At 63.4% G+C, this 19,614-nt stretch carries 16 protein-coding genes; 13 read left to right on the top strand and 3 right to left on the bottom strand.

The genetic code is table 11. The features are described from left to right. Positions 1-22 precede the first annotated feature (22 nt). Both chrA and AC07VH_RS23400 read right to left on the bottom strand, forming a co-directional pair. The gene (gene chrA, locus AC07VH_RS23405) at positions 23-1,363 is read right to left on the bottom strand and encodes a chromate efflux transporter (protein ID WP_494787718.1); all 1,341 of its coding nucleotides are present in this window, start codon (positions 1,361-1,363) and stop codon (positions 23-25) included. Between the two features lie 89 nt (positions 1,364-1,452). After that, positions 1,453-4,617, bottom strand: coding sequence for an Rne/Rng family ribonuclease (locus AC07VH_RS23400; RefSeq protein ID WP_494787717.1), 3,165 nt, complete (start codon positions 4,615-4,617; stop codon positions 1,453-1,455). A 696-nt stretch (positions 4,618-5,313) separates the two neighbouring features. Here AC07VH_RS23400 and AC07VH_RS23395 point away from each other — a divergent pair. From AC07VH_RS23395 to AC07VH_RS23380, 4 genes are all read left to right on the top strand, one after another. Further along, positions 5,314-6,309, top strand: a complete 996-nt coding sequence (locus AC07VH_RS23395) for an RluA family pseudouridine synthase (protein WP_034785281.1) — start codon at positions 5,314-5,316, stop codon at positions 6,307-6,309. 89 nt (positions 6,310-6,398) lie between these two features. Further along, positions 6,399-7,058, top strand: coding sequence for an HAD-IA family hydrolase (locus tag AC07VH_RS23390; protein WP_475414569.1), 660 nt, complete (start codon positions 6,399-6,401; stop codon positions 7,056-7,058). Next, a complete protein-coding gene (locus tag AC07VH_RS23385) occupies positions 7,055-7,432 on the top strand; it encodes a Rieske (2Fe-2S) protein (RefSeq protein WP_475414568.1) in 378 nt (125 codons plus the stop codon). Before AC07VH_RS23390 ends, AC07VH_RS23385 begins: the two co-directional genes overlap by 4 nt. Before the next feature lie 41 nt (positions 7,433-7,473). Beyond that, positions 7,474-8,475 carry a S49 family peptidase gene (locus AC07VH_RS23380; protein ID WP_489630043.1) on the top strand — a complete coding sequence of 334 codons (1,002 nt, stop codon included), beginning with the start codon at positions 7,474-7,476 and terminating at the stop codon, positions 8,473-8,475. A 377-nt stretch (positions 8,476-8,852) separates the two neighbouring features. On the opposite strand, the gene AC07VH_RS23375 is transcribed toward AC07VH_RS23380, so the two are convergent. Continuing rightward, positions 8,853-9,218 carry a hypothetical protein gene (locus AC07VH_RS23375; RefSeq protein ID WP_475414566.1) on the bottom strand — a complete coding sequence of 122 codons (366 nt, stop codon included), beginning with the start codon at positions 9,216-9,218 and terminating at the stop codon, positions 8,853-8,855. Between the two features lie 244 nt (positions 9,219-9,462). Between AC07VH_RS23375 and AC07VH_RS23370 the strand changes: the two genes are divergently transcribed. The 9 genes from AC07VH_RS23370 to motD all read left to right on the top strand — a co-directional run bounded on the left by AC07VH_RS23370 (position 9,463) and on the right by motD (position 19,586). Next, positions 9,463-10,173: a pseudouridine synthase gene (locus AC07VH_RS23370; RefSeq protein ID WP_070289165.1), complete on the top strand. Its 711-nt coding sequence runs from the start codon at positions 9,463-9,465 to the stop codon at positions 10,171-10,173. A gap of 86 nt (positions 10,174-10,259) precedes the next feature. Further along, positions 10,260-11,258 carry a fumarylacetoacetate hydrolase family protein gene (locus AC07VH_RS23365; protein WP_494787716.1) on the top strand — a complete coding sequence of 333 codons (999 nt, stop codon included), beginning with the start codon at positions 10,260-10,262 and terminating at the stop codon, positions 11,256-11,258. A 263-nt stretch (positions 11,259-11,521) separates the two neighbouring features. Beyond that, positions 11,522-12,715, top strand: coding sequence for a flagellar biosynthesis protein FlhB (gene flhB, locus AC07VH_RS23360; RefSeq protein ID WP_493042504.1), 1,194 nt, complete (start codon positions 11,522-11,524; stop codon positions 12,713-12,715). Beyond that, the gene (flhA, locus tag AC07VH_RS23355; RefSeq protein ID WP_475414563.1) at positions 12,712-14,808 is read left to right on the top strand and encodes a flagellar biosynthesis protein FlhA; all 2,097 of its coding nucleotides are present in this window, start codon (positions 12,712-12,714) and stop codon (positions 14,806-14,808) included. Before flhB ends, flhA begins: the two co-directional genes overlap by 4 nt. Positions 14,809-15,112: 304 nt before the next feature. Further along, the gene (gene flhF, locus AC07VH_RS23350; RefSeq protein ID WP_475414562.1) at positions 15,113-16,441 is read left to right on the top strand and encodes a flagellar biosynthesis GTPase FlhF; all 1,329 of its coding nucleotides are present in this window, start codon (positions 15,113-15,115) and stop codon (positions 16,439-16,441) included. After that, the gene (locus AC07VH_RS23345) at positions 16,434-17,294 is read left to right on the top strand and encodes a MinD/ParA family ATP-binding protein (protein WP_494787715.1); all 861 of its coding nucleotides are present in this window, start codon (positions 16,434-16,436) and stop codon (positions 17,292-17,294) included. The genes flhF and AC07VH_RS23345 overlap by 8 nt, the downstream gene beginning before the upstream one ends. 45 nt (positions 17,295-17,339) lie before the next feature. Continuing rightward, a complete protein-coding gene (locus AC07VH_RS23340; RefSeq protein WP_010400804.1) occupies positions 17,340-18,071 on the top strand; it encodes an RNA polymerase sigma factor FliA in 732 nt (243 codons plus the stop codon). Then, positions 18,053-18,799 carry a flagellar motor protein gene (locus AC07VH_RS23335; RefSeq protein ID WP_494787714.1) on the top strand — a complete coding sequence of 249 codons (747 nt, stop codon included), beginning with the start codon at positions 18,053-18,055 and terminating at the stop codon, positions 18,797-18,799. Before AC07VH_RS23340 ends, AC07VH_RS23335 begins: the two co-directional genes overlap by 19 nt. A 16-nt stretch (positions 18,800-18,815) precedes the next feature. Continuing rightward, positions 18,816-19,586 (top strand): flagellar motor protein MotD, encoded by a 771-nt coding sequence (gene motD / locus AC07VH_RS23330; protein WP_475414606.1) that lies wholly within the window; start codon positions 18,816-18,818, stop codon positions 19,584-19,586. Positions 19,587-19,614 lie beyond the last annotated feature (28 nt).

Here is a 19,614-nt window from a genome sequence, read left to right as displayed (position 1 = left end):
GATACCGCTTACGTTAAGTCGTTCAAGGCAGATACGATAGCACGAGGCCGAAGATGGCACAGGCGAGCAGCAATTTGATGGTTCCCATTTGAAACCTGATCAGCGCTACGCCGGCCGCCAGCGCGATGACGATGGCCAGCCAGTCCCAGTGGGGCAGCGGATTTTCTTGCCAGAACACATGGCGGCCAAAGAACAGGGCCAGGCTGGCGATGACGCCCACCACGGCCGCCGAGATGGCGCTCAGGGGTGCGCTCAGGCGCAAATTGCCGCGCGACGCTTCCACCATGGGCGCGCCGGCCAGGATGAAGATGAACGAGGGCAGGAAGGTAAACCAGCTGGCGACCAGCGCGCCGCACACGCCCGCCAGCCACAGGTTGCTGCCCAGCACGGCATGGCTCCAGCCGCCGACAAAGCCGATGAAGGCGACGATCATGATCAGGGGGCCGGGCGTCGTTTCGCCCAGGGCCAGGCCATCCATCATCTGCGCGCTCGTGATCCAGTGGTAGTGGTCGGCGGCGCCCTGCACCAGATAGGGCAGCACGGCATACGCGCCGCCGAACGTCAGCAGGGCCGCCTTGCTGAAAAACACGCCCATCTGCGCCAGCGGCCGGTCGGCCCCGCCCGCCAGCGCCAAACCCAGCCAGGCGAAGAAGGTCAGCGCCAGACCCACGGCGGCCGTGCCAAGCAGGCGCGGCCAGCGGAAGCGCGCGTGGTCCGGCGTGGGCGTGTGGTCATCGATCAGGGCGGCGCCGTAGCGGGCCGCACCGCCATGCGAGGTGTTTTTGGCATGAAAATGCGCCGGCAGCCAGCGCCCGCCCGCCATGCCCAGCAGGGCGGCGGCGAGCACGATCACGGGAAATGGCAGCCGTAGCACGGCGATGGCGACAAATGCGGCTGCCGCGATGGCCATCAGGCCGGGGCTGCGCAAGGTGCGCCGTCCCAGGCGCCAGGCGGCCGCCAGCACGATGGCGACGACGGCCGGCTTGATGCCGTACAGGATGCCGGCGATGGCGGCCACATGGCCATACGCCATGTACAGCCAGGACAGGACGATCAGCAGCAGCAGCGAGGGCAGCAGGAATAGCAGGCCCGCCACCAGCGCGCCGCGCGTGCGGTGCATCAGCCAGCCGATGTAGATGGCCAGCTGGGTCGCTTCCGGCCCCGGCAGCAGCATGCAGTAATTGAGGGCGTGCAGGAAACGCTGCTCGGAAATCCAGCGCCGCTTTTCCACCAGTTCCGCATGCATCATGGCGATTTGCCCGGCCGGGCCGCCAAAGCTGACGCAGCCCAGCTTGAGCCAGTACCAGAAGGCGCTGCGCAGGCTGACGGGGGCGGGACGGGGCAGGTTGACGTTCTCGTGCATGGCGGCTGGCTGGCAAGGAGAGTAGACATAAAAAAGGGGAAGCCTGAGCTCCCCCTTTCATCATTGGCGGCTGGGCGAACCCGGCGCGCTTATGGACGTTGCGTGTTGACCTGGATCAACGGCTCATCCGATTGCGGCGGCAATGGCTTGCGTTCGCGCGGCTTGCGCACGGGAGCGACTGCCTTGGCGGCCGCTTCCTGCGCCAGACGCAGTTTTTCCGGATCGGTGGCAGCCAGGGTCAGGCCGGCCGAACCGAGCACCGCGCTCAAGTCCAGCGGCGCCGCCGCTGGCGCGGCAGGTGCCGGGGCGGGAGCAGCGACCGGTGCAGGAGCAGCAGCAACGACCGGTGCAGGAGCAGCGACAGGTGCTGGCGCAGGAGCAACTTCGGCAACCACCGGGGCGGCTTCCGCCACGGCCGGTGCCGCTTCGGCGACTGGCGCTTCTTCAGCCACGGTGACGGTTTCCACGACCGCAACCGTTTCCACGACTGGCGCCGCTTCGACGATGACTTCCGCTGGCGCTGGCGCTGGTGCGGCTTCCGCTTTCTCGGCAAAGCTGTACTCGGCGGCTGGCGCCGGTTCGGCAGCGGCTGGTTCAGCTTGCGCTGCAGCAACGACGGCTTCCACAGGGGCTTGCGGCACGATCACTTCAGCAACTGGCGCGGCTGCAGCGGCAGGAGCGGCTTCTTCGGCCTTGGCGATCTCCACCACCTTGGCTACTTCCACCACTTCGACCACTTCCACGACGGCAGCTTCCACCGGCGCAGCGACGGCGACGACCGCGGCGGCAGCCACGACGGCGACTGGAGCGGCATCAGTTGCAGCTTCCGGCGCCGGAGCGACCGTAAAGCTGATCACTGGCGCGTCCTGGCCTTCGTTCTCGCCGTTTGCCGATTCGATCAGCTCGCCCGTTTCGCGGTCGCGGCGGTTGCGGTTGCGGCCACCACGACGGCGGCGGCGGCGCGGTTCTTCGCCTTCCACGTCGTTTTCCGTCTCTTCGCCTTCAGGACCGGCATTCGCCGGCACTTTCAGCAAGCTCGTTGGTGCGGCATCGGATTCAGGGCCGTTTGAGGCCACGACCACGTTGATTGCGCTGGCGCTGGCGCCAACCAATGCCAGTTCGTCAGCTTTCACTTCAGCAACAACCGCCTTGTCGGCGCGTGGTTCGCGGCCTTCGCGTGGCTGGCGTGGCGGACGTTCGGCACGTTCCGGACGCTCTGCGCGCTCGGGACGTTCCGCGCGTTCAGGACGTTCACCGCGTTCGCGTGGTGCCGCTGCCGTATCGCCGTTCTCGCGGGCTTCACGCGGTTCGCGTGGCGGACGCGGCGGGCGTGGCGGACGGGCCGCCTTTTCCAGTGCTTCCGCTTCTTTCGCTGCATCGTCCTGGGCTGGGCGGCCCTGGCCTGGTTCGCGCTCTTCGCGGCCAGGCTTGCCGTTGCGGCCACGGCCACGCGGGCCACGGCTGTTGCGGTCGCCGCGGTCGGTGCCGGCCGGCTTGGCCGGTGCGACAGGGGCGGGCGCTGGCGCCACCGGTGCCGGGGCGCCGGTGAAGAAGCTGATGATCTTGGCGATCAGGCCTTGCGGTGCGGCAGGCGCGGCCACCGGAGCCGGTTTCGCTTCGACGGGCTTGCGCTCGACCAGCGGTGCCGGCTGGTCAGGCGTGATCGTCTTGACGACGGCTTCCTGGCGCGGCTTGGCTTCTTCCTTCTGACGCTTGCTGTACGCCATGTCGGTTTCAGCGCTTTCGGCCAGGTTGTAGCTGGCCTGGCTGTCTTCCAGACGCGGATCGTCGTGCTTGATGCGTTCGAGCTTGTAGTGCGGCGTTTCCAGATGCTTGTTCGGGATCAGGATCACGGCGATGCGGTGGCGGTTCTCGATCTTCAGCACTTCGCCGCGTTTTTCGTTCAGCAGGAAGGCGCCCACGTCCACGGGCACTTGCACGTGGATGGTGGCCGAGTTTTCCTTCATCGCTTCTTCCTGGATGATGCGCAGCACCTGCAGGGCGGACGATTCCGTATCGCGGATGTGGCCGGTGCCGGAGCAGCGCGGGCACGTCACGTGCGAGCCTTCGGACAGCGAAGGGCGCAGGCGCTGGCGCGACAGTTCCATCAGGCCGAAGCGGGAAATCTTGCCCATTTGTACACGGGCACGGTCATGGTGCAGCGCATCTTTCAGGCGCTGTTCCACTTCGCGCTGGTTTTTTGCCACTTCCATGTCGATGAAGTCGATGACGATCAAGCCGCCCAGGTCGCGCAAACGCAGCTGGCGGGCCACTTCTTCGGCCGCTTCGCAGTTGGTGTTGAAGGCGGTCGTCTCGATGTCCGAGCCGCGCGTGGCGCGGGCCGAGTTGACGTCGACGGAGACCAGCGCTTCCGTGTGGTCGATGACGATGGCGCCGCCCGATGGCAGCGGCACGGTGCGGCTGTAGGCCGTTTCGATCTGGTGTTCGATCTGGAAGCGCGAGAACAGCGGCACGTCGTCGCTGTAGCGTTTTACGCGGTGCACCATGTCGGGCATCACGTGGCTCATGAACTGGTGCGCCTGGTCGTAGATCTCGTCGGTGTCGATCAGGATCTCGCCGATGTCGGGCTGGAAGTAGTCGCGGATGGCGCGGATGACGAGCGACGATTCCTGGTAGATCAGGAACGCGCCGTTGGCCGACTTGCCGGCGCCTTCGATGGCGCGCCACAGTTGCATCAGGTAATTCAAGTCCCACTGCAGTTCATCGACGTTGCGGCCGATGCCGGCGGTGCGGGCAATCACGGACATGCCAGCAGGCAAGTCCAGTTTATCCATGGTTTCGCGCAATTCCTGGCGCTCTTCCCCTTCCACGCGGCGCGATACGCCACCGCCACGCGGGTTGTTCGGCATCAATACCAGGTAACGGCCGGCCAGCGAGACGAACGAGGTCAGGGCGGCGCCCTTGTTGCCGCGCTCTTCCTTTTCCACCTGCACCATGATTTCCTGGCCTTCGCGCAGCGCTTCCTTGACGGAGGCGTTACGTACGTCGACGCCTTCGCGGAAATACGTGCGGGCAACTTCCTTGAAAGGCAGGAAGCCGTGGCGGTCTTCGCCATAGCTGACGAAGCACGCTTCGAGCGATGGCTCGATGCGCGTGATCACGCCCTTGTAGATGTTGGATTTGCGCTGTTCGCGCCCGGCTGTCTCGATATCGATGTCGATCAGTTTTTGTCCGTCGACAATCGCTACGCGCAGTTCTTCTTGCTGCGTGGCATTAAACAACATGCGTTTCATTTTTATAACTCCGCGACCCGTAGGCCATCTCAAAGCCGCTTCCGGGGAAGCGGCGAAGTACAGGGATATATGCGAGAACGGGAGTGCTGGCGGGGGAAATGCCTTAGCGTGCGGAGCAACAACGCGTACGAGGTATACGTTACGGCCGCAACAGGCGCGGTGAGGTCAATCGTCATGCCGAGTGCACAGGACACTTGCAACTCATCTGAAACAGCCCGGATGAGAATGAACTGCATCGGGGGCAGAGAATGCAAGTGGTCAGCAAATTCAGAGCCAAAATCGTTAGCCGGCTCATTACAGGGATCGCGATGGCGAGGCTTGGCCTCAGCCTATCATCGACAACCCTCAGTATTTGGCCACATACGGGGTTTGGCGAAAACGGCAAGCGTTATCAACTTCATCAACCCGCGAGCCCGACTCGATAAGTCGCGCTAACGGGTACTTATCCTTATAATCCCACACTCACTTCAGCATCTCCACGCCTTATCCGATTACAACTACGGTGCAACCTTGATTCGCGCGGGGATGGTGCATATACATTTTTTTCCACCGAATTTGCAATTTGGCGAGGCCGGTGGAGACGCCCCTGTGTAAAATGTGCTTTTATTCTTACACTCGCAGCAGCCAGGGCCGCAGCAAAAACAATTATATATTCAAAATGAAGGACTTAGAGAGATTTCTGGGAAGACATAGTAAATGAAGAGTCAAAATGATGTTGTTCCCCCTTCAACACCCCCGGTTCAGCCGCAAGCCCAATTCGTCACGATCGCCGAGGAAGAAGCAGGCCAGCGTATCGACAACTACTTATTAAGAGTGTGCAAGGGAGTGCCTAAAAGCCACATCTACCGGATCTTGCGATCGGGAGAAGTGCGGGTAAATAAAGGCCGTATCGATCAGCTGTACCGTCTCGCCGCCGGCGACGTGGTGCGCATTCCACCCGTGCGCGTGGCCGAAAAGGCGCCCACGGGCGCGCCGGCCGCCGAATTCAAGATCATCTTCGAAGATGCGCAACTGCTCGTCATCGACAAGCCGGCCGGCGTGGCCGTGCATGGCGGCTCGGGCGTGTCGTTCGGCGTGATCGAGCAATTGCGCGCCTCGCGCCCCGACGCCAAGTTTTTGGAACTGGTGCACCGCCTGGACCGCGACACGTCCGGCTTGCTGTTGCTGGCAAAGAAACGTTCCGCGTTGACGAACCTGCACGAACAGATGCGCGACGGCGTCACCGACAAGCGTTATCTGGTGCTGGTGGCCGGCGACTGGAAGAATGCGCGTCAGCATATCAAGTTGCCGCTGCATAAATATACGACGGCCGAAGGCGAACGCCGGGTGGCCGTGCAGGCCGATGGCCTGGCATCGCACACAGTGTTTTCACTGTTGCATAAATATCACAACTTCGCCTTGCTGGAAGCGGAATTGAAGACGGGACGCACGCATCAGATCCGCGTGCACCTGTCGTCGTCCGGTTTCCCCATCGCCGGCGACGATAAATATGGCGACTTTGCCCTCAACCGTGCCCTGTTGAAAGCCGATAGCACGCGCGGCGCCCTGAAGCGCATGTTCCTGCACGCGCACCAGATCACGTTTACGCACCCTGAAACGGGCAAGACGATGACCCTGAACGCGCCGCTGGCTGCCGAATGCGAGCGTTTCTTGGTAAGCTTGGGCAAACCATTGGCCGTTGCCGCACGATAGTTATCAAACGCGTGCGGGGACGCTACCCACAAGGTAGTCAGTCGCCATCATTCATTCTCAAGGAGCCGGCGGCTATGCCGTCGGGAAACATGGCAAGAAAGCAATTTGATCTGATCGTCTTCGATTGGGACGGTACCCTGATAGACAGTACCTCGACCATCGTCAAATGCATCCAGGCATCGGCCAAAGACCTGGGCTTGCCCATTCCCACCGAGTTGCTGGCCTCGCACGTGATCGGCCTGGGCTTGCAGGAGGCGATGCAGCTGGTGATGCCCGATGTGGAGCCGAAATTCCATGCGCGCATGGCCGAACGCTACCGTTATCACTATCTGTCGCGCGACCATGAGCTGACCCTGTTTCCCGGCGTACAAGAGATGCTGCTCGAACTCTCGCAGCAAGCGTACTTTCTCGCCGTCGCCACGGGCAAGAGTCGTGTCGGCCTGAACCGTTCGCTGAATGCCGTCAAGCTGCTGTCCCTGTTCGATGCGACGCGCTGCGCCGATGAAACGTTTTCCAAGCCCCATCCGGCCATGCTGCAGGAACTGACGCGCGAACTGGGGCAGGATATGCGCCGTACCGTGATGATTGGCGACACCAGCCATGATTTGTTGATGGCAAGCAATGCCGGCGCGGCCGGTATTGCCGTAGAGTACGGAGCGCATCCGGTCGAGCAGTTACAGGCTTGCAATCCCCTGTATTCGGCCGCCACGGTGGCCGACCTGCACCAATGGCTGAGCGAGCACGCATGATGGGCGATGTCGTGGAAATCCTGATTTGCGCCGCCGACGCCGTGGCCGACGGCGGCAAGGGCGTGCGCTTTCCCGTCTCGGCCGGCGGCGAGGCGACCACGGGCTTTGTCGTGCGCCATGGCGGCAAGGCGTATGGCTACCTGAACCGCTGCGCCCACGTACCGATCGAGCTGGACTGGGCCGAGGGCGAGTTTTTCGAGTCCAGCGGCTTGTACCTGATGTGCTCGACGCATGGCGCCATCTATGTGCCGGAGAGCGGCTATTGCGCGGGCGGCCCCTGCAAGGGCGGGCGCTTGCGGCCGATTTCCGTGGCCGAGCGCGATGGCCAGCTGTACTGGCAGCCCGACGAGTATGTCCAGCCGCTGCCGGCCTGAAGCCCGGTGCAGGCATTATTGTAATTTAAACAAAGTGAACCATGAGCGAAAACACGAATGACAAGCTGGACAGCAGCGCGCCAGCCGCCGGCCACGGCGCCCCTGCGGGGAACTGGGAGCGCGACGTGCTGGAAAAGCTGGTATTTGCCACTTTGCAAGAACAACGCGCGCACCGCCGCTGGAGCATCTTCTTCAAGGTCTTCGGCCTGCTGATCGTGTTATTCGCCCTGTGGGTGTTTTATGACTACAACACGGCCGACGACGGCGAGACCCTGGGGCGTCATACGGCCCTGATCGACATCAGCGGCGCCATCGAGTCCGAAGGCAGCGGCTCGGCCGCCGTCGTCATTCCCGCGCTGGACAAGGCGTTTTCCGACGCCGGCTCCGTGGCCGTGGTGCTGCATATTAATAGCCCGGGCGGCAGTCCCGTGCAGGCCGGCATGATCGTCGACGAGATGCAGCGCCTGCGCAAGGGCTATCCGGACAAGCCCCTGTATGTGGTGGTCGATGAAATGTGCGCCTCGGGCGGCTATTACATCGCGGCCGCCGCCGACCGCATCTACGTCAACAAGGCCAGCGTGGTCGGCTCCATCGGCGTGCTGATGGATGGCTTCGGCTTCACGGGCGTGATGGAAAAGGTGGGCGTCGAGCGCCGGCTGCTGACGGCGGGCGAGAACAAGGGGTTCATGGACCCGTTCAGCCCCCTGACGGACAAGCACAAGGCGTATGCGCAGAGCATGCTCAATGAAATCCACCAGCAATTCATCGAGGTGGTGCGCGCGGGACGGGGCAAGCGGCTGAAGGAAACGCCGGACACGTTCTCGGGTCTGTACTGGACGGGCGCGAAAGCCGTGGAAATGGGGCTGGCCGACGATTTCGGCACGGTCGACAGCGTGGCCCGCGACGTCGTCAAGGCGGAGGACATCGTCGACTATACGCAGCATGAAGGCTTGCCGGAACGGGTGCTGAAGAAGTTCGGCGCCGCCATGGGTGCCGGCGCCATGAAGGCGGCCGTACAGCAGTCACAACCGGCGTTGCGCTGATGACATGACTCTTGGCTGGCAGGCAAGCCAGTCGAGAATGATTTTCAATAAGGTGGTAAATTGGCTTGAAAAAGGGGCGGCTTGGGCTATAGTAAAGGCGTAGTTCTTTTCAAGGAGGGGCGATATATCAACTATGTTGTCAGTACTAACTTGATTGGCAGGTCTTGGAACTACTCGCCGCATCGCAGATGTGGTTTTGAGTGAATTTACATTCCTCACTAAAGTCCCGATGGGGCTTGGGAACGGCGGCGCAATGCCGCCGTTTCCTTTTGTGCGTCGTGCGTGCTCGATGGACCGGTGTTGCCGGATGTTGTGTCTGGGAGTGCTGGCAAGGCAGGCATGCGAAGGCAGGGCATGGCTGGTCGGATGGGCCGCGCTCAGACGGCGCAGCCGTTGCAGTGCGCGGGCAGGGGCGGAGCGCTTGCCAGCAGGGCTGCCACTGCACTGGTGCTGACCTCGGGCGGCATGTCCGCCATGGCGGGCGCGGTGTCGGTTTCCGCGTTCGCATCCGCGTGCGCAAAACCGCCCAGTTCCAGCCAGCACATGAAATGGCATTGCGCCTCGGCATGCCAATGCGTCTGCTTTGCTGGCGCTGGCGGCGTGTCCGTCTCCTGCGGCGCAGGGGCGTTGCGCCAGCGCGCCACGCCGAGTCTGACCTTGTGCATGGCCGCTTGTTCCGCGGCGATGCGCGAGCGCATGTCAGCGACGCTGCCTTGTAAGGCGATGGTATCGGTATGCTTCATACAATGTCCTTATGAGTCGTTGCCTGGTTATTATTCCTAAAGTCCGTTAGGCGGATTCCTAACGAAGTTTCAGTCTATCAATGCGATATTCCGAGCGCTTGATCTATCTCAAAGGAATCGGCCATTTATATCGAAATCTCACCTTGTACTTCAACTTATCTGTGCCTGCGCAAGGCTGGTGCGCCTCCGCGGCCCGGCGCAGGGCCGCTTCACGCTGCCAGCCGCTTCTGGTAAAGTCACGCCCATGAGTAAATTATCCCTAGACCGCATCCTGCAATCGCAGGGTTTTGGCACCCGTAAATATTGCCGTTCCCTCATCGAGGATGGCGATGTCGTCATCGATGGCGTCACCCAGACCAATTACCGCACCACCGTCGAGACCGACGGCCTGGTGCTGCACGTGTTCGAAGAAGAGTGGGTGTACCGCGCGCACCTGTACCTGGCGCTGAACAAGCCCGCCAACTTTGAATGCTCGCGCAAGCCCAGCCATCATCCCGGCGTGCTGACCCTGCTGCCGGAACAGTTCACCTGGCGCGAAGTTCAGCCCGTCGGCCGGCTCGACCACGATACGACCGGCATGCTGCTGATGTCCGACGATGGACCCTTTATCCATGCGCAATCGTCGCCGAAGCGCCACGTTCCCAAAATTTACCAGGCCACCACGCAAGAACCCGTGACCGATGAACTGGTGGCCCTGCTGCTGGCTGGCGTGCAATTGCATGACGAACCTGCCCCGCTGGCGGCCCTCGTCTGTGTCAAGCGGGGAGAGCACCAGCTGGAAATCGTGCTCGAGCAAGGCAAATATCACCAGGTCAAGCGCATGCTGGCTGCCGCCGGCAACCATTGCAGCGCGCTGCACCGTTCCGCCATCGGCAGCCTGACCCTGGAATCGCTGGGCATCGCCGAAGGCGAGTGGTGTTATCTGACCCCCGAACAGATCGCCCTCCTGGCCTAACTCCCCCTGAGCACCGAAGCCGGGTTTTCCCGGCTTTTTGGCGTATTTGGCCTCCTATTGCCCGCATTTGACGAAGTTTTCCGTACATGAAATTAGCTACACTGAAGGATGGCACGCGCGACGGCCAGCTGGCGGTCGTCTCGCGCGACCTGAAAACGGCCCATCTGGCCGACGGCATCGCCTCGACCCTGCAAAAGGCGCTCGACGACTGGAGTTTCATCGCGCCCCAGCTGGATTTACTGTACCAGACCATCAATAGCGGCCGCGGTCATCGCGCCTTCGAGTTCGATCCCGCCAATTGCATGGCGCCCTTGCCGCGCAGCAGCCTGCGCGTGGCCGGCGCTTCCTACCTGCAGCAGATCGAGCGGGCCTGCAAGGCGGCGGGAACTGAAGTGCCCGCGAATCTGCGCGACGCGCCGCGCATGTACCAGGGCGCCAGCGACGATTTCCTCGGCGCCCACGATGAGATCACTCTGGCGCACGAACAGTGGGGCATCGACTACGAAGCGGGCATCGCCGCCATCACGGACGACGTGGCCATGGGCTCCACGCCCGACCAGGCGCACCTGAACATCAAGCTGTTGATGCTGGTCAACGACGTCACCCTGCGCAACCTGGCGCCGGACGAGCAGGCCGGCGGCTATGGCTTCCTGCAGGCGAAACCGGCGATGGCGTGCTCGCCCGTCGCCATCACGCCCGACGAGCTGGGCGACGCCTGGCGCGGCGGCAAGGTGCATTACGCCTTGCGTTGCAGCCTGAACGGCAAGTTGACGGGCCAGCCCCACGCGGGCGCCGACATGGCGTTCAATTACCCGCAATTGCTCGCCCATCTGTGCCAGACGCGCAACGCGCGCGCCGGCAGCGTGGTCAGCGCGGGCGGGGTCGCCAACAAGGAAGTCAAGAAGGGATTTTCCAGCATCGTTGAGCGACGTAACCAGGAGATGATTGCCGATGGCGTCGCCAGCACGCCATTCCTGCTTTTCGGCGACGTCGTCCGCCTGGAGATGCTGGGCGATGACGGAAAATCCTTGTTCGGTGCGATAGAGCAGACCGTGAAGCAGGCCGAGGCACGAAAAAGTCGCTAGGGTCCCCGAGAAAATGGCCATGACTGCGTTGCAGCCCCTCGCCGTATAATTCGTACTGTCTTCGGGGCTGCGCCTTGTCCTGACCATTTTTCGGTCCCCTCTGAAATGGGCGCCTGCGGCGCCTTGTTTCATCCCGGCAAAGGAAAAGCAGGGGATTCGCCCCCCTTTTCCCTTGATGGCGTTGTGCCGATTCAACCGATAATGCTCCATGCCCAGTCCGTATTGCGCCTAGCCAGGCTGCAGGACTTCACCGGAGTTGATTGATGTCGGAAGACAGCGACGCAGAAAAGACCGAAGCCGCGTCACCGAAGCGCCTCGAGCAGGCGCGTGAGGAAGGCGATGTTCCGCGATCGCGTGAAGTGGCCACGTTTACGGTGCTGATGGCGTCCGGCTGCTGTCTGTGGTTTGCCGGCGACGCCATCGTGCGGCGGCTGACGGCCGTCATGGTTTCCGGGCTGACCCTGGACCGGGAGCAAATCCTCAATCCCGACGCGATGATGTTGCGCATCGGCTACGACGTGGGCTCCGTCCTGCTCACTTGCCTGCCGTACGCCGCGGCCATCATGCTCGTCGCGCTGGCCTCGCCCGTGCTGGTGGGCGGCTGGCTGTTCAGTTCCAAGGCGTTTACCCCCAATTTTGGCAAGCTCAACCCGATTCGCGGCCTGGGCAATATGTTTTCGAAGAATGCGCTGGTGGAGTTGCTCAAGGCTATCGCCAAGACCCTCGTCGTCGGCGTCGTCGCCTGGATGGTGATGCAGCATCAAAAGGACGCCGTGCTGGGCCTGTCGGTGGAATCCCTGCGCGCCGGTTCGGCTCATCTGATCAGCCTGCTGATCACGGCCTTTTTGCTGATCGTGGGCGCGCTGGGCCTGATCGCCGCCATCGATGGCCCCTACCAGATGTGGCACTACGCCAACAAGATGAAAATGTCCTTGCAGGAAGTCAAGCAAGAGGCGAAGGAGTCGGACGGCAATCCGCAGATCAAGGCGAAGATCCGCCAGATGCAGCATGAAATGTCGCGCCGCCGCATGATGGCCGACGTGCCCACGGCCGACGTGGTGGTGACCAATCCGACCCACTACGCGGTGGCCCTGAAGTACGGCGAGAATTCGCGCGGCGCGCCGCAGGTGGTGGCCAAGGGCATCGACGAGGTGGCGGCGAAGATCCGCGAACTGGCGGGCGAACACAAGGTCGCCATCCTGGAAGCGCCCGCCCTGGCGCGCGCGCTGTACCAGCACACGGACATCGGCGACGAGATTCCCGAGGCGCTGTATGGCGCCGTGGCCGAAGTGCTGGCATATGTGTTCCAGCTGCGCAGCTACGGCAAGGGCCAGGGCGAGCGCCCCGACAAGCCGAAAAAACTCGACGTGCCGCCCGAGCTCGATCCGCTCGACCCCGCATCGCAGACCAAACCCGCGGCAGACGCGGCAGACAAGAATAAAGGAAGTACACCATGAACGGCCTGAGATTGCCAGCCTGGCTCAGCGGAATGGGCAACAACGCCAGCAAGGGCATCGCCGCGCCGGTCATCATCATCATGCTGCTGGCGATGATGGTGCTGCCGCTGCCGGCCTTCATCCTCGACATTTTCTTCAGCTTTAATATCGCGTTGTCCATCATCGTGCTGCTGACGGCGCTGTACACGGTCAAGCCGCTCGACTTCATGGCGTTTCCCACCATCCTGCTCGTGTCGACCATGCTGCGCCTGTCGCTGAACGTGGCGTCCACGCGCGTCGTGCTGACGGAAGGCCATACGGGCGCCGACGCGGCCGGCAAGGTGATCGAAGCGTTCGGTCACTTCTTGATTGGCGGCAATTACACGGTCGGTATCGTGGTGTTTATCATTTTGACGATCATCAACTTTACCGTCGTGACCAAGGGCGCGGGCCGTATCGCCGAGGTGGGCGCCCGCTTTGCGCTGGACGCCATGCCTGGTAAACAGATGGCCATCGATGCCGACCTGAACGCCGGCCTGATCGGCGAAGATGAAGCGCGCCGCCGCCGCACGGAAGTGGCGCAGGAAGCGGAATTCTATGGCGCCATGGACGGTGCCAGCAAATATGTGCGCGGCGACGCCATCGCCGGCATCATGGTCACCGTCATCAATATCGTTGGTGGCCTGCTGGTGGGCTTGCTGCAGCACGACATGGGCTTTGCCGATGCACTCAAGAACTACACCTTGCTGGCCATCGGTGACGGCCTGGTGGCGCAGATTCCTTCGCTGATCATTTCCACGGCGGCCGGTATCGTCGTCTCGCGCGTGGCCAGCGAACAGGACATCGGCACCCAGCTGGTCGGGCAACTGTTTGCGAAACCGCAAGTGTTGTACATTACCGCCGGCATCATCGGCGGCATGGGCTTGATTCCCGGCATGCCGAACATGGTCTTCATCCTGCTGGCGTCATTGCTGGCCGGCTCCGCCTATCTGATCAGCAAGAAACGCACGCAGGAAAAAGCGGCGGCCGAAAAGCCGGCCGAGGCGCCGCAAGCGACCGTGGCGCCCGAGCAGGAAGAGGCCAGCTGGCAAGACATCATGCCCGTCGACACCCTGGGCCTGGAAGTGGGCTACCGTTTGATTCCCTTGGTCGACAAGACGCAGGGTGGCGAATTGCTCAAGCGTATCAAAGGCATCCGCAAGAAATTTGCCCAGGAAGTGGGCTTTTTGGCGCCGCCCGTGCATATCCGCGACAACCTGGAGTTGAAACCGTCGGCCTACCGCATCACGCTCAAGGGCGTGGAAGTGGGCGTGGGCGAAGCGTTCAACGGCCAGTTCCTGGCGATCAATCCCGGCATGGCCAGCGGCACCTTGCCGGGCTTGGCCACCAACGACCCCGCCTTCGGCTTGCCCGCCACCTGGATCGACGCCAGCTTGCGCGACCAGGCGCAATCGATGGGCTACACGGTCGTCGACGCGGGCACCGTGGTGGCCACGCATTTGAACCACCTGATCACCTCGCACGCTTCCGAGTTGCTGGGCCGCGCGGAAGTGCAGTCGCTGCTCGATCACCTGGGCAAGGAGTCGCCGCGCCTGGTGGAGGACCTGGTGCCGAAGATGCTGTCGCTGTCGACCCTGCAGAAGGTGCTGCAGAACCTGCTGGCCGAGGGCGTGCACATCCGCGACATGCGCACCATCATCGAAACCCTGGCCGAGCATACGGTGCAGACGCAAGACCCGAACGACCTCACGGCGCTGGTGCGCGTGGCCCTGGGCCGCGCCATCGTGCAGCAGCTGTTCCCCGGCGCGGCCGAACTGTCCGTGATGACCCTGGACAGCCGCCTGGAGCGCCTGCTGATGCAGGCGATGGGCAATGGCGGCGACGGTGCCGGCATCGAGCCGGGCCTGGCCGACACCATCGCGCACCAGGCGGGCCTGGCCGCGCAGCAGCAGGAAGCGCTGGGCCTGACGCCCGTGCTGCTGGTGCCGGCGCCGCTGCGCGCCCTGCTGTCGCGCTTCCTGCGCCGCGCCTTGCCGCAGCTCAAAGTGCTGTCGCATGCGGAAGTGCCGGAAACCAAGACCATTCGCGTCACCAGCCTGGTGGGCGCGCAGTAGTTGGCATAGTTAATGCCGGGGTCAGACCCTCAAGACCGCCAACATGAAGGTCATCGCCAACGTGCGAGTGGGTCTGACCCCAGCCCTTGCTCTTGGTCAAATAAACATCAATTTCCTCCCGGCAAACTGAATAACGGGTACTTTCCCGTCCTGTTCCTTCGATCATTTCCTCCAAGCATCGCTAATAATGGAAACTGTCCGGGTGATCTGTGTCCATGTGGAAGACAGCACTCAAGCAACAGGAGTCGATGATGGTCACACAGTTCAGCCCATATTGCGCCACCCCCGCCCTGGGAGGCCGGTCATGAATGTGAAGAAATTTACGGGCGCCTCGTCGCGCGATGCGCTGCGCAAGGTGCGCGAAGCATTGGGCCCCGACGCCGTGATCCTGTCGAACCGCCAGGCCGATGGCGTGGTGGAAATCCTCGCGCTGGCCAACGACGATGCCGCTTCGCTGGCCTCGCCGCCGGCCGCGTCCGAAATGGCCCAGCCCCGTCCCCAGTTGCAGACCCAGTTCGCCACGCCGCAGCGTCCTGCCGCCCCGGCCCAGCGCCCGGCCGCGCCGCGTCCTGCCGCACCGCGCCAGGCAGCCGGCGAGCCAGTGGACATGGCCCGCATGCAGCAGATGATGGCCAGCGCGCTGGCGCACGTCAAGGAAAACGCCGCCGCCGAGATGAGCGGCATGATGAATGAAATCCGCGCCATGCGCGGCATGATGGAAACCCAGTTGGCGGAAATCTCGTGGGGTTCGACCCAGCAGCGCGAGCCGCAAAAAGCCGTCGTGCTGCGCGAGATGCTGGCCGCCGGTTTCTCGGCCAGCTTGGCGCGCTACCTGATCGACAAGCTGCCCGCCGGTCTCGACGGCGCGCAAAGCATGCGCTGGATCAAGACGGTTTTGAGCCGCAACCTGAACACGGTCGCCAACGAAGACGCGATGCTGGAGCAGGGCGGCGTATTCGCGCTGGTCGGTCCGACCGGCGTCGGCAAGACCACCAGCACGGCCAAACTGGCGGCCCGCTGCGTGATGCGCCACGGTCCGGAAAAACTGGCCCTGATCACCACGGACGCCTACCGTATCGGCGCGCACGAACAGCTGCGCATCTACGGCAAGATCCTCGGCGTGATGGTGCATTCGGTGAAGGATGAGGCGGACTTGCGCATCGCCCTGAAGGAACTCAAGAACAAGCACACGGTGCTGATCGATACGGTGGGCGTGAGCCAGCGCGACCAGATGGTGACGGAGCAGGTGGCCATGCTGTCGGGCGCCGGCGCCGACGTCAAGCGTTTGCTGTGCCTGAACTCCACGGCGACGCAGGAAACGCTGAACGAAGTGGTGCGCGCCTACCAGGGCAGCGGCCTGGCCGGCTGCATCATGACCAAGCTCGATGAAGCGGCCTCGATCGGCAATGTGCTCGACGTGGTGATCCGCCAGAAGCTGAACCTGTTTTATGTGTCGAACGGCCAGCGCGTGCCGGAAGACCTGTACCTGGCCGACCGCGGCTACCTGATCGACCGCGCCTTCAAGCTCAAGCGCGATGCGGCGGCGACGCAGTTTTCCGATGCCGAACTGCCGCTGCTGATGGCGCAGGCGGCCGCCCGCAACCACGAAGCGCGCGGGGTGCACCTTGGCTAATTTCGATTTCGACCAGGCCGAGGGCTTGCGCCGCATGCTGGCCGGCCCGCAGCCGCGCGTCATGACGTTCCTCTCGGCCACGCCGCAGGACGACAAGGGCGCCATGCTGGTCAACCTGGGCGCTTCGCTCGTCTACGGCGGCAATGACGTGCTGCTGCTCGACGCCAGCGGCGGCGATGGCGTCGCTGCGCGTCTGGGATTGGCCCACGGCGCCAGCCTGCGCGACGTGGCGCGCCAGCAGTGCGGCTTGAACCAGGTCATCCACCAGGTGCCGCAAGGCTTCGGCGTGGCCAGCCTGGGCGCGCGCAACCACCTGATGGACAGCATGGACTATGCGGGCGAGGACGAACTGCGCCGGCTGGGCAAGACCTTCGAGGTGCTGGCGCGCCAGAGCGGCATCGTGCTGGTCGACGGCGTCGTGGCAGACGAGGGCGATTGCTTCCCCGTGCCCTTGATGGCTTCGTCGGATATCGTGGTGCAAGTGTCGACCAGCGCCACCTCGATCAAGGCCGCGTACTGCCTGATCAAGCGCCTGAGCCAGGAACTGGGACGCCGGCCGTTCGGCATTCTCGTCACCGGCGCTTCCGAATCCGAGGCAAAAGTGGTATACGATAATATGGCGCAGGCGGCGAGCCGCTACCTGGCCGTGAAGCTGACCTCGATGGGTTCGGTGCCTGCCGATGAATATCTGCACCGCGCGGCGCGCCTGGGCCGCAGCGTGGTCGATGCGTTTCCGCTGGCGGGCGCCTCGGTGGCGTTTCGCGGACTGGCCGAGCGGCTGGCCCGTTCGGCGGCGCCGGTGCTTGGCGGCACCTTGTACCAGACGGGGAGCCCGCACCAGTTCAGCGCCTGACACCAACCGTAGCACCAGATAAGACGAGAAAACAATAAGCAGCCTATGTACACGGTCAAAGGGAAATCGAACAAGGACTATTTGCTGACGGAGCACATTCCGCTGGTGAAGCGTCTGGCGCACCATATGAAGGCGAAATTGCCGCCTTCGGTCGAGGTCGATGACCTGATCCAGGCCGGCATGATCGGCCTGCTCGATGCCATTAGCCGCTATGAAGAGACGCATGGCGCGCAGTTCGAGACGTATGCCGTGCTGCGCATCCGCGGCGCCATGCTCGACGAATTGCGCACCAGCGACTGGCTGCCGCGCAGCATGCGCCAGAACATGCGCAAGATCGAAGAGGCGATGAGCACCTTGCAGCAGCGCCTCGGCCATCCGCCGACCGAGTCGGAAGTGGCCAAGCTGCTGAAAATGTCGCTGGCCGACTACCAGGAAATGCTGGGCGACGGCGGCGGCCACCAGTTGGTGTACTACGAAGACTTTCATGACCCGGACGGCAATGACAGCTTCCTCGACCGCCACTGCGTGGACGAGGACAGCGACCCCTTGCGTTCCCTGCTCGATACCGATTTCCGGCAATCCGTGATCGATGCCATCGACGCGCTGCCGCCACGCGAGAAAATACTCATGGGCCTGTATTACGAAGAAGAGCTGAACCTGAAGGAGATCGGCGCGGTGATGGGCGTGTCCGAATCACGCGTCTCGCAGCTGCATACCCAGGCCGTCGCGCGCCTGCGCGCAACCTTGAGGGAGCAGGCGTGGACTGGTCCAGCGTAATCGGGCTGGCGCTGGCGCTGGCGGGCCTCTTGGTCGGCCAGGCACTGGAAGGCGGCAAGATGGCCTCCCTGCTGCAGCCGGCTGCCTTCGCCATCGTCATCATCGGCACCTTCGGCGCCGTGCTGCTGCAGACGCGGCTGCGCACTTTTGTCCGCGGGCTGGAAATGCTGCGCTGGGTCTTCCTGCCGCCGGCCGACACGCGCGCCGCGCTGGCGCGCGACATCGGGCAATGGAGCCTGACGGCGCGCCGCGACGGCCCGCTGGCGCTCGAGCGCCTGATGGAAAACACGGCCGACCGCTTCAACGCCAAGGGCTTGCGCATGATCGTCGACGGCATCGCGCCCGACAAGCTGCGCCAGCTGCTCGACGTGGAAATCTCCGCCTACGAACTGGCCGAGCGCCAGGCCGTCAAGGTGTGGGAATCGGCGGCCGGCTATTCGCCCACCATCGGCATCCTGGGCGCCGTGCTGGGCTTGATCCACGTGATGGAAAACCTTACCGACCCGAGCAAACTGGGCAGCGGCATCGCCGTCGCGTTTGTCTCGACGATTTATGGCGTCGGCCTGGCCAATCTGCTGTTCCTGCCGGTGGCCAATAAACTCAAGGCCATCGTCTCGCGCCGCGTGGTGCAGTATGAAATCACGGCCGCCGTGCTGTACGACATCGCCACGGGCGACCATACGCGCATCATCGAAGAGCGCGTCTCCAGCCTGCTTCACGAGCACTGAGCGAGCACTGAGCATGATGCGGCGCGCGCGCAGGAAGTATGACGAGGAACCGGACAACCAGGACCGCTGGCTGATCTCGTATGCCGACTTCATCACTTTGCTGTTCGCGTTTTTCGTCGTCATGTATGCGATCTCGCAAGTCAATGAAGGCAAATACCGCGTCTTCCAGAACGCCATCGGCCAGGCCTTCAGCCTGGAAAAGGGCGCGCCGCCCATCATCATGGAAGCGCCGCAGGCGATCCCGCTGCCGAACCCCGCCCTGAAGCGCCGCACGGAAGCCATCCGCCGCGAGCGCGAACACATGACGCGCCTGGCGCAGGACCTCACATCCACCCTGGCGCCGCTGGTGAAGGAAGGCAAGGTCCGCGTGACGCAGACGAGCCGCGGCGTCAGCGTGGAAATCAATGCCAGCGTGCTGTTCGACCCGGGCGCGGCGCGCCTGACGGCGGAATCGGACCAGGCCCTGCGCGCCGTCGCCGTGCTGCTCAAGGACGACACGCACGATGTGCAGGTGGAAGGGCATACGGACGTCCAGCCGATCAGCAATTCGACCTTTGCCTCGAACTGGGAATTGTCGGCCGCCCGCGCCAGCGCCGTGGTGCGCCTGTTCATCGCCAGCGGCGTGCAGGCTTCGCGCCTGACGGCCGTGGGCCACGCCGACAACATCCCCGTGGCGCCGAACGCCACGCCGGAAGGACGGGCGCGCAACCGCCGCGTGGCCGTGACGATCTTGTCCGGCATCCCCGAGACGGTGACGGAAGTGCCGACGCCGCCGCCGGCCAACTAGGACGGGTTTTTCGGGCCGGCAGGGCGTG

This window comes from Janthinobacterium sp. GW821-FHT03C10 (assembly GCF_059420865.1).
This window is presented reverse-complemented; position numbering and strand designations above follow the sequence as displayed.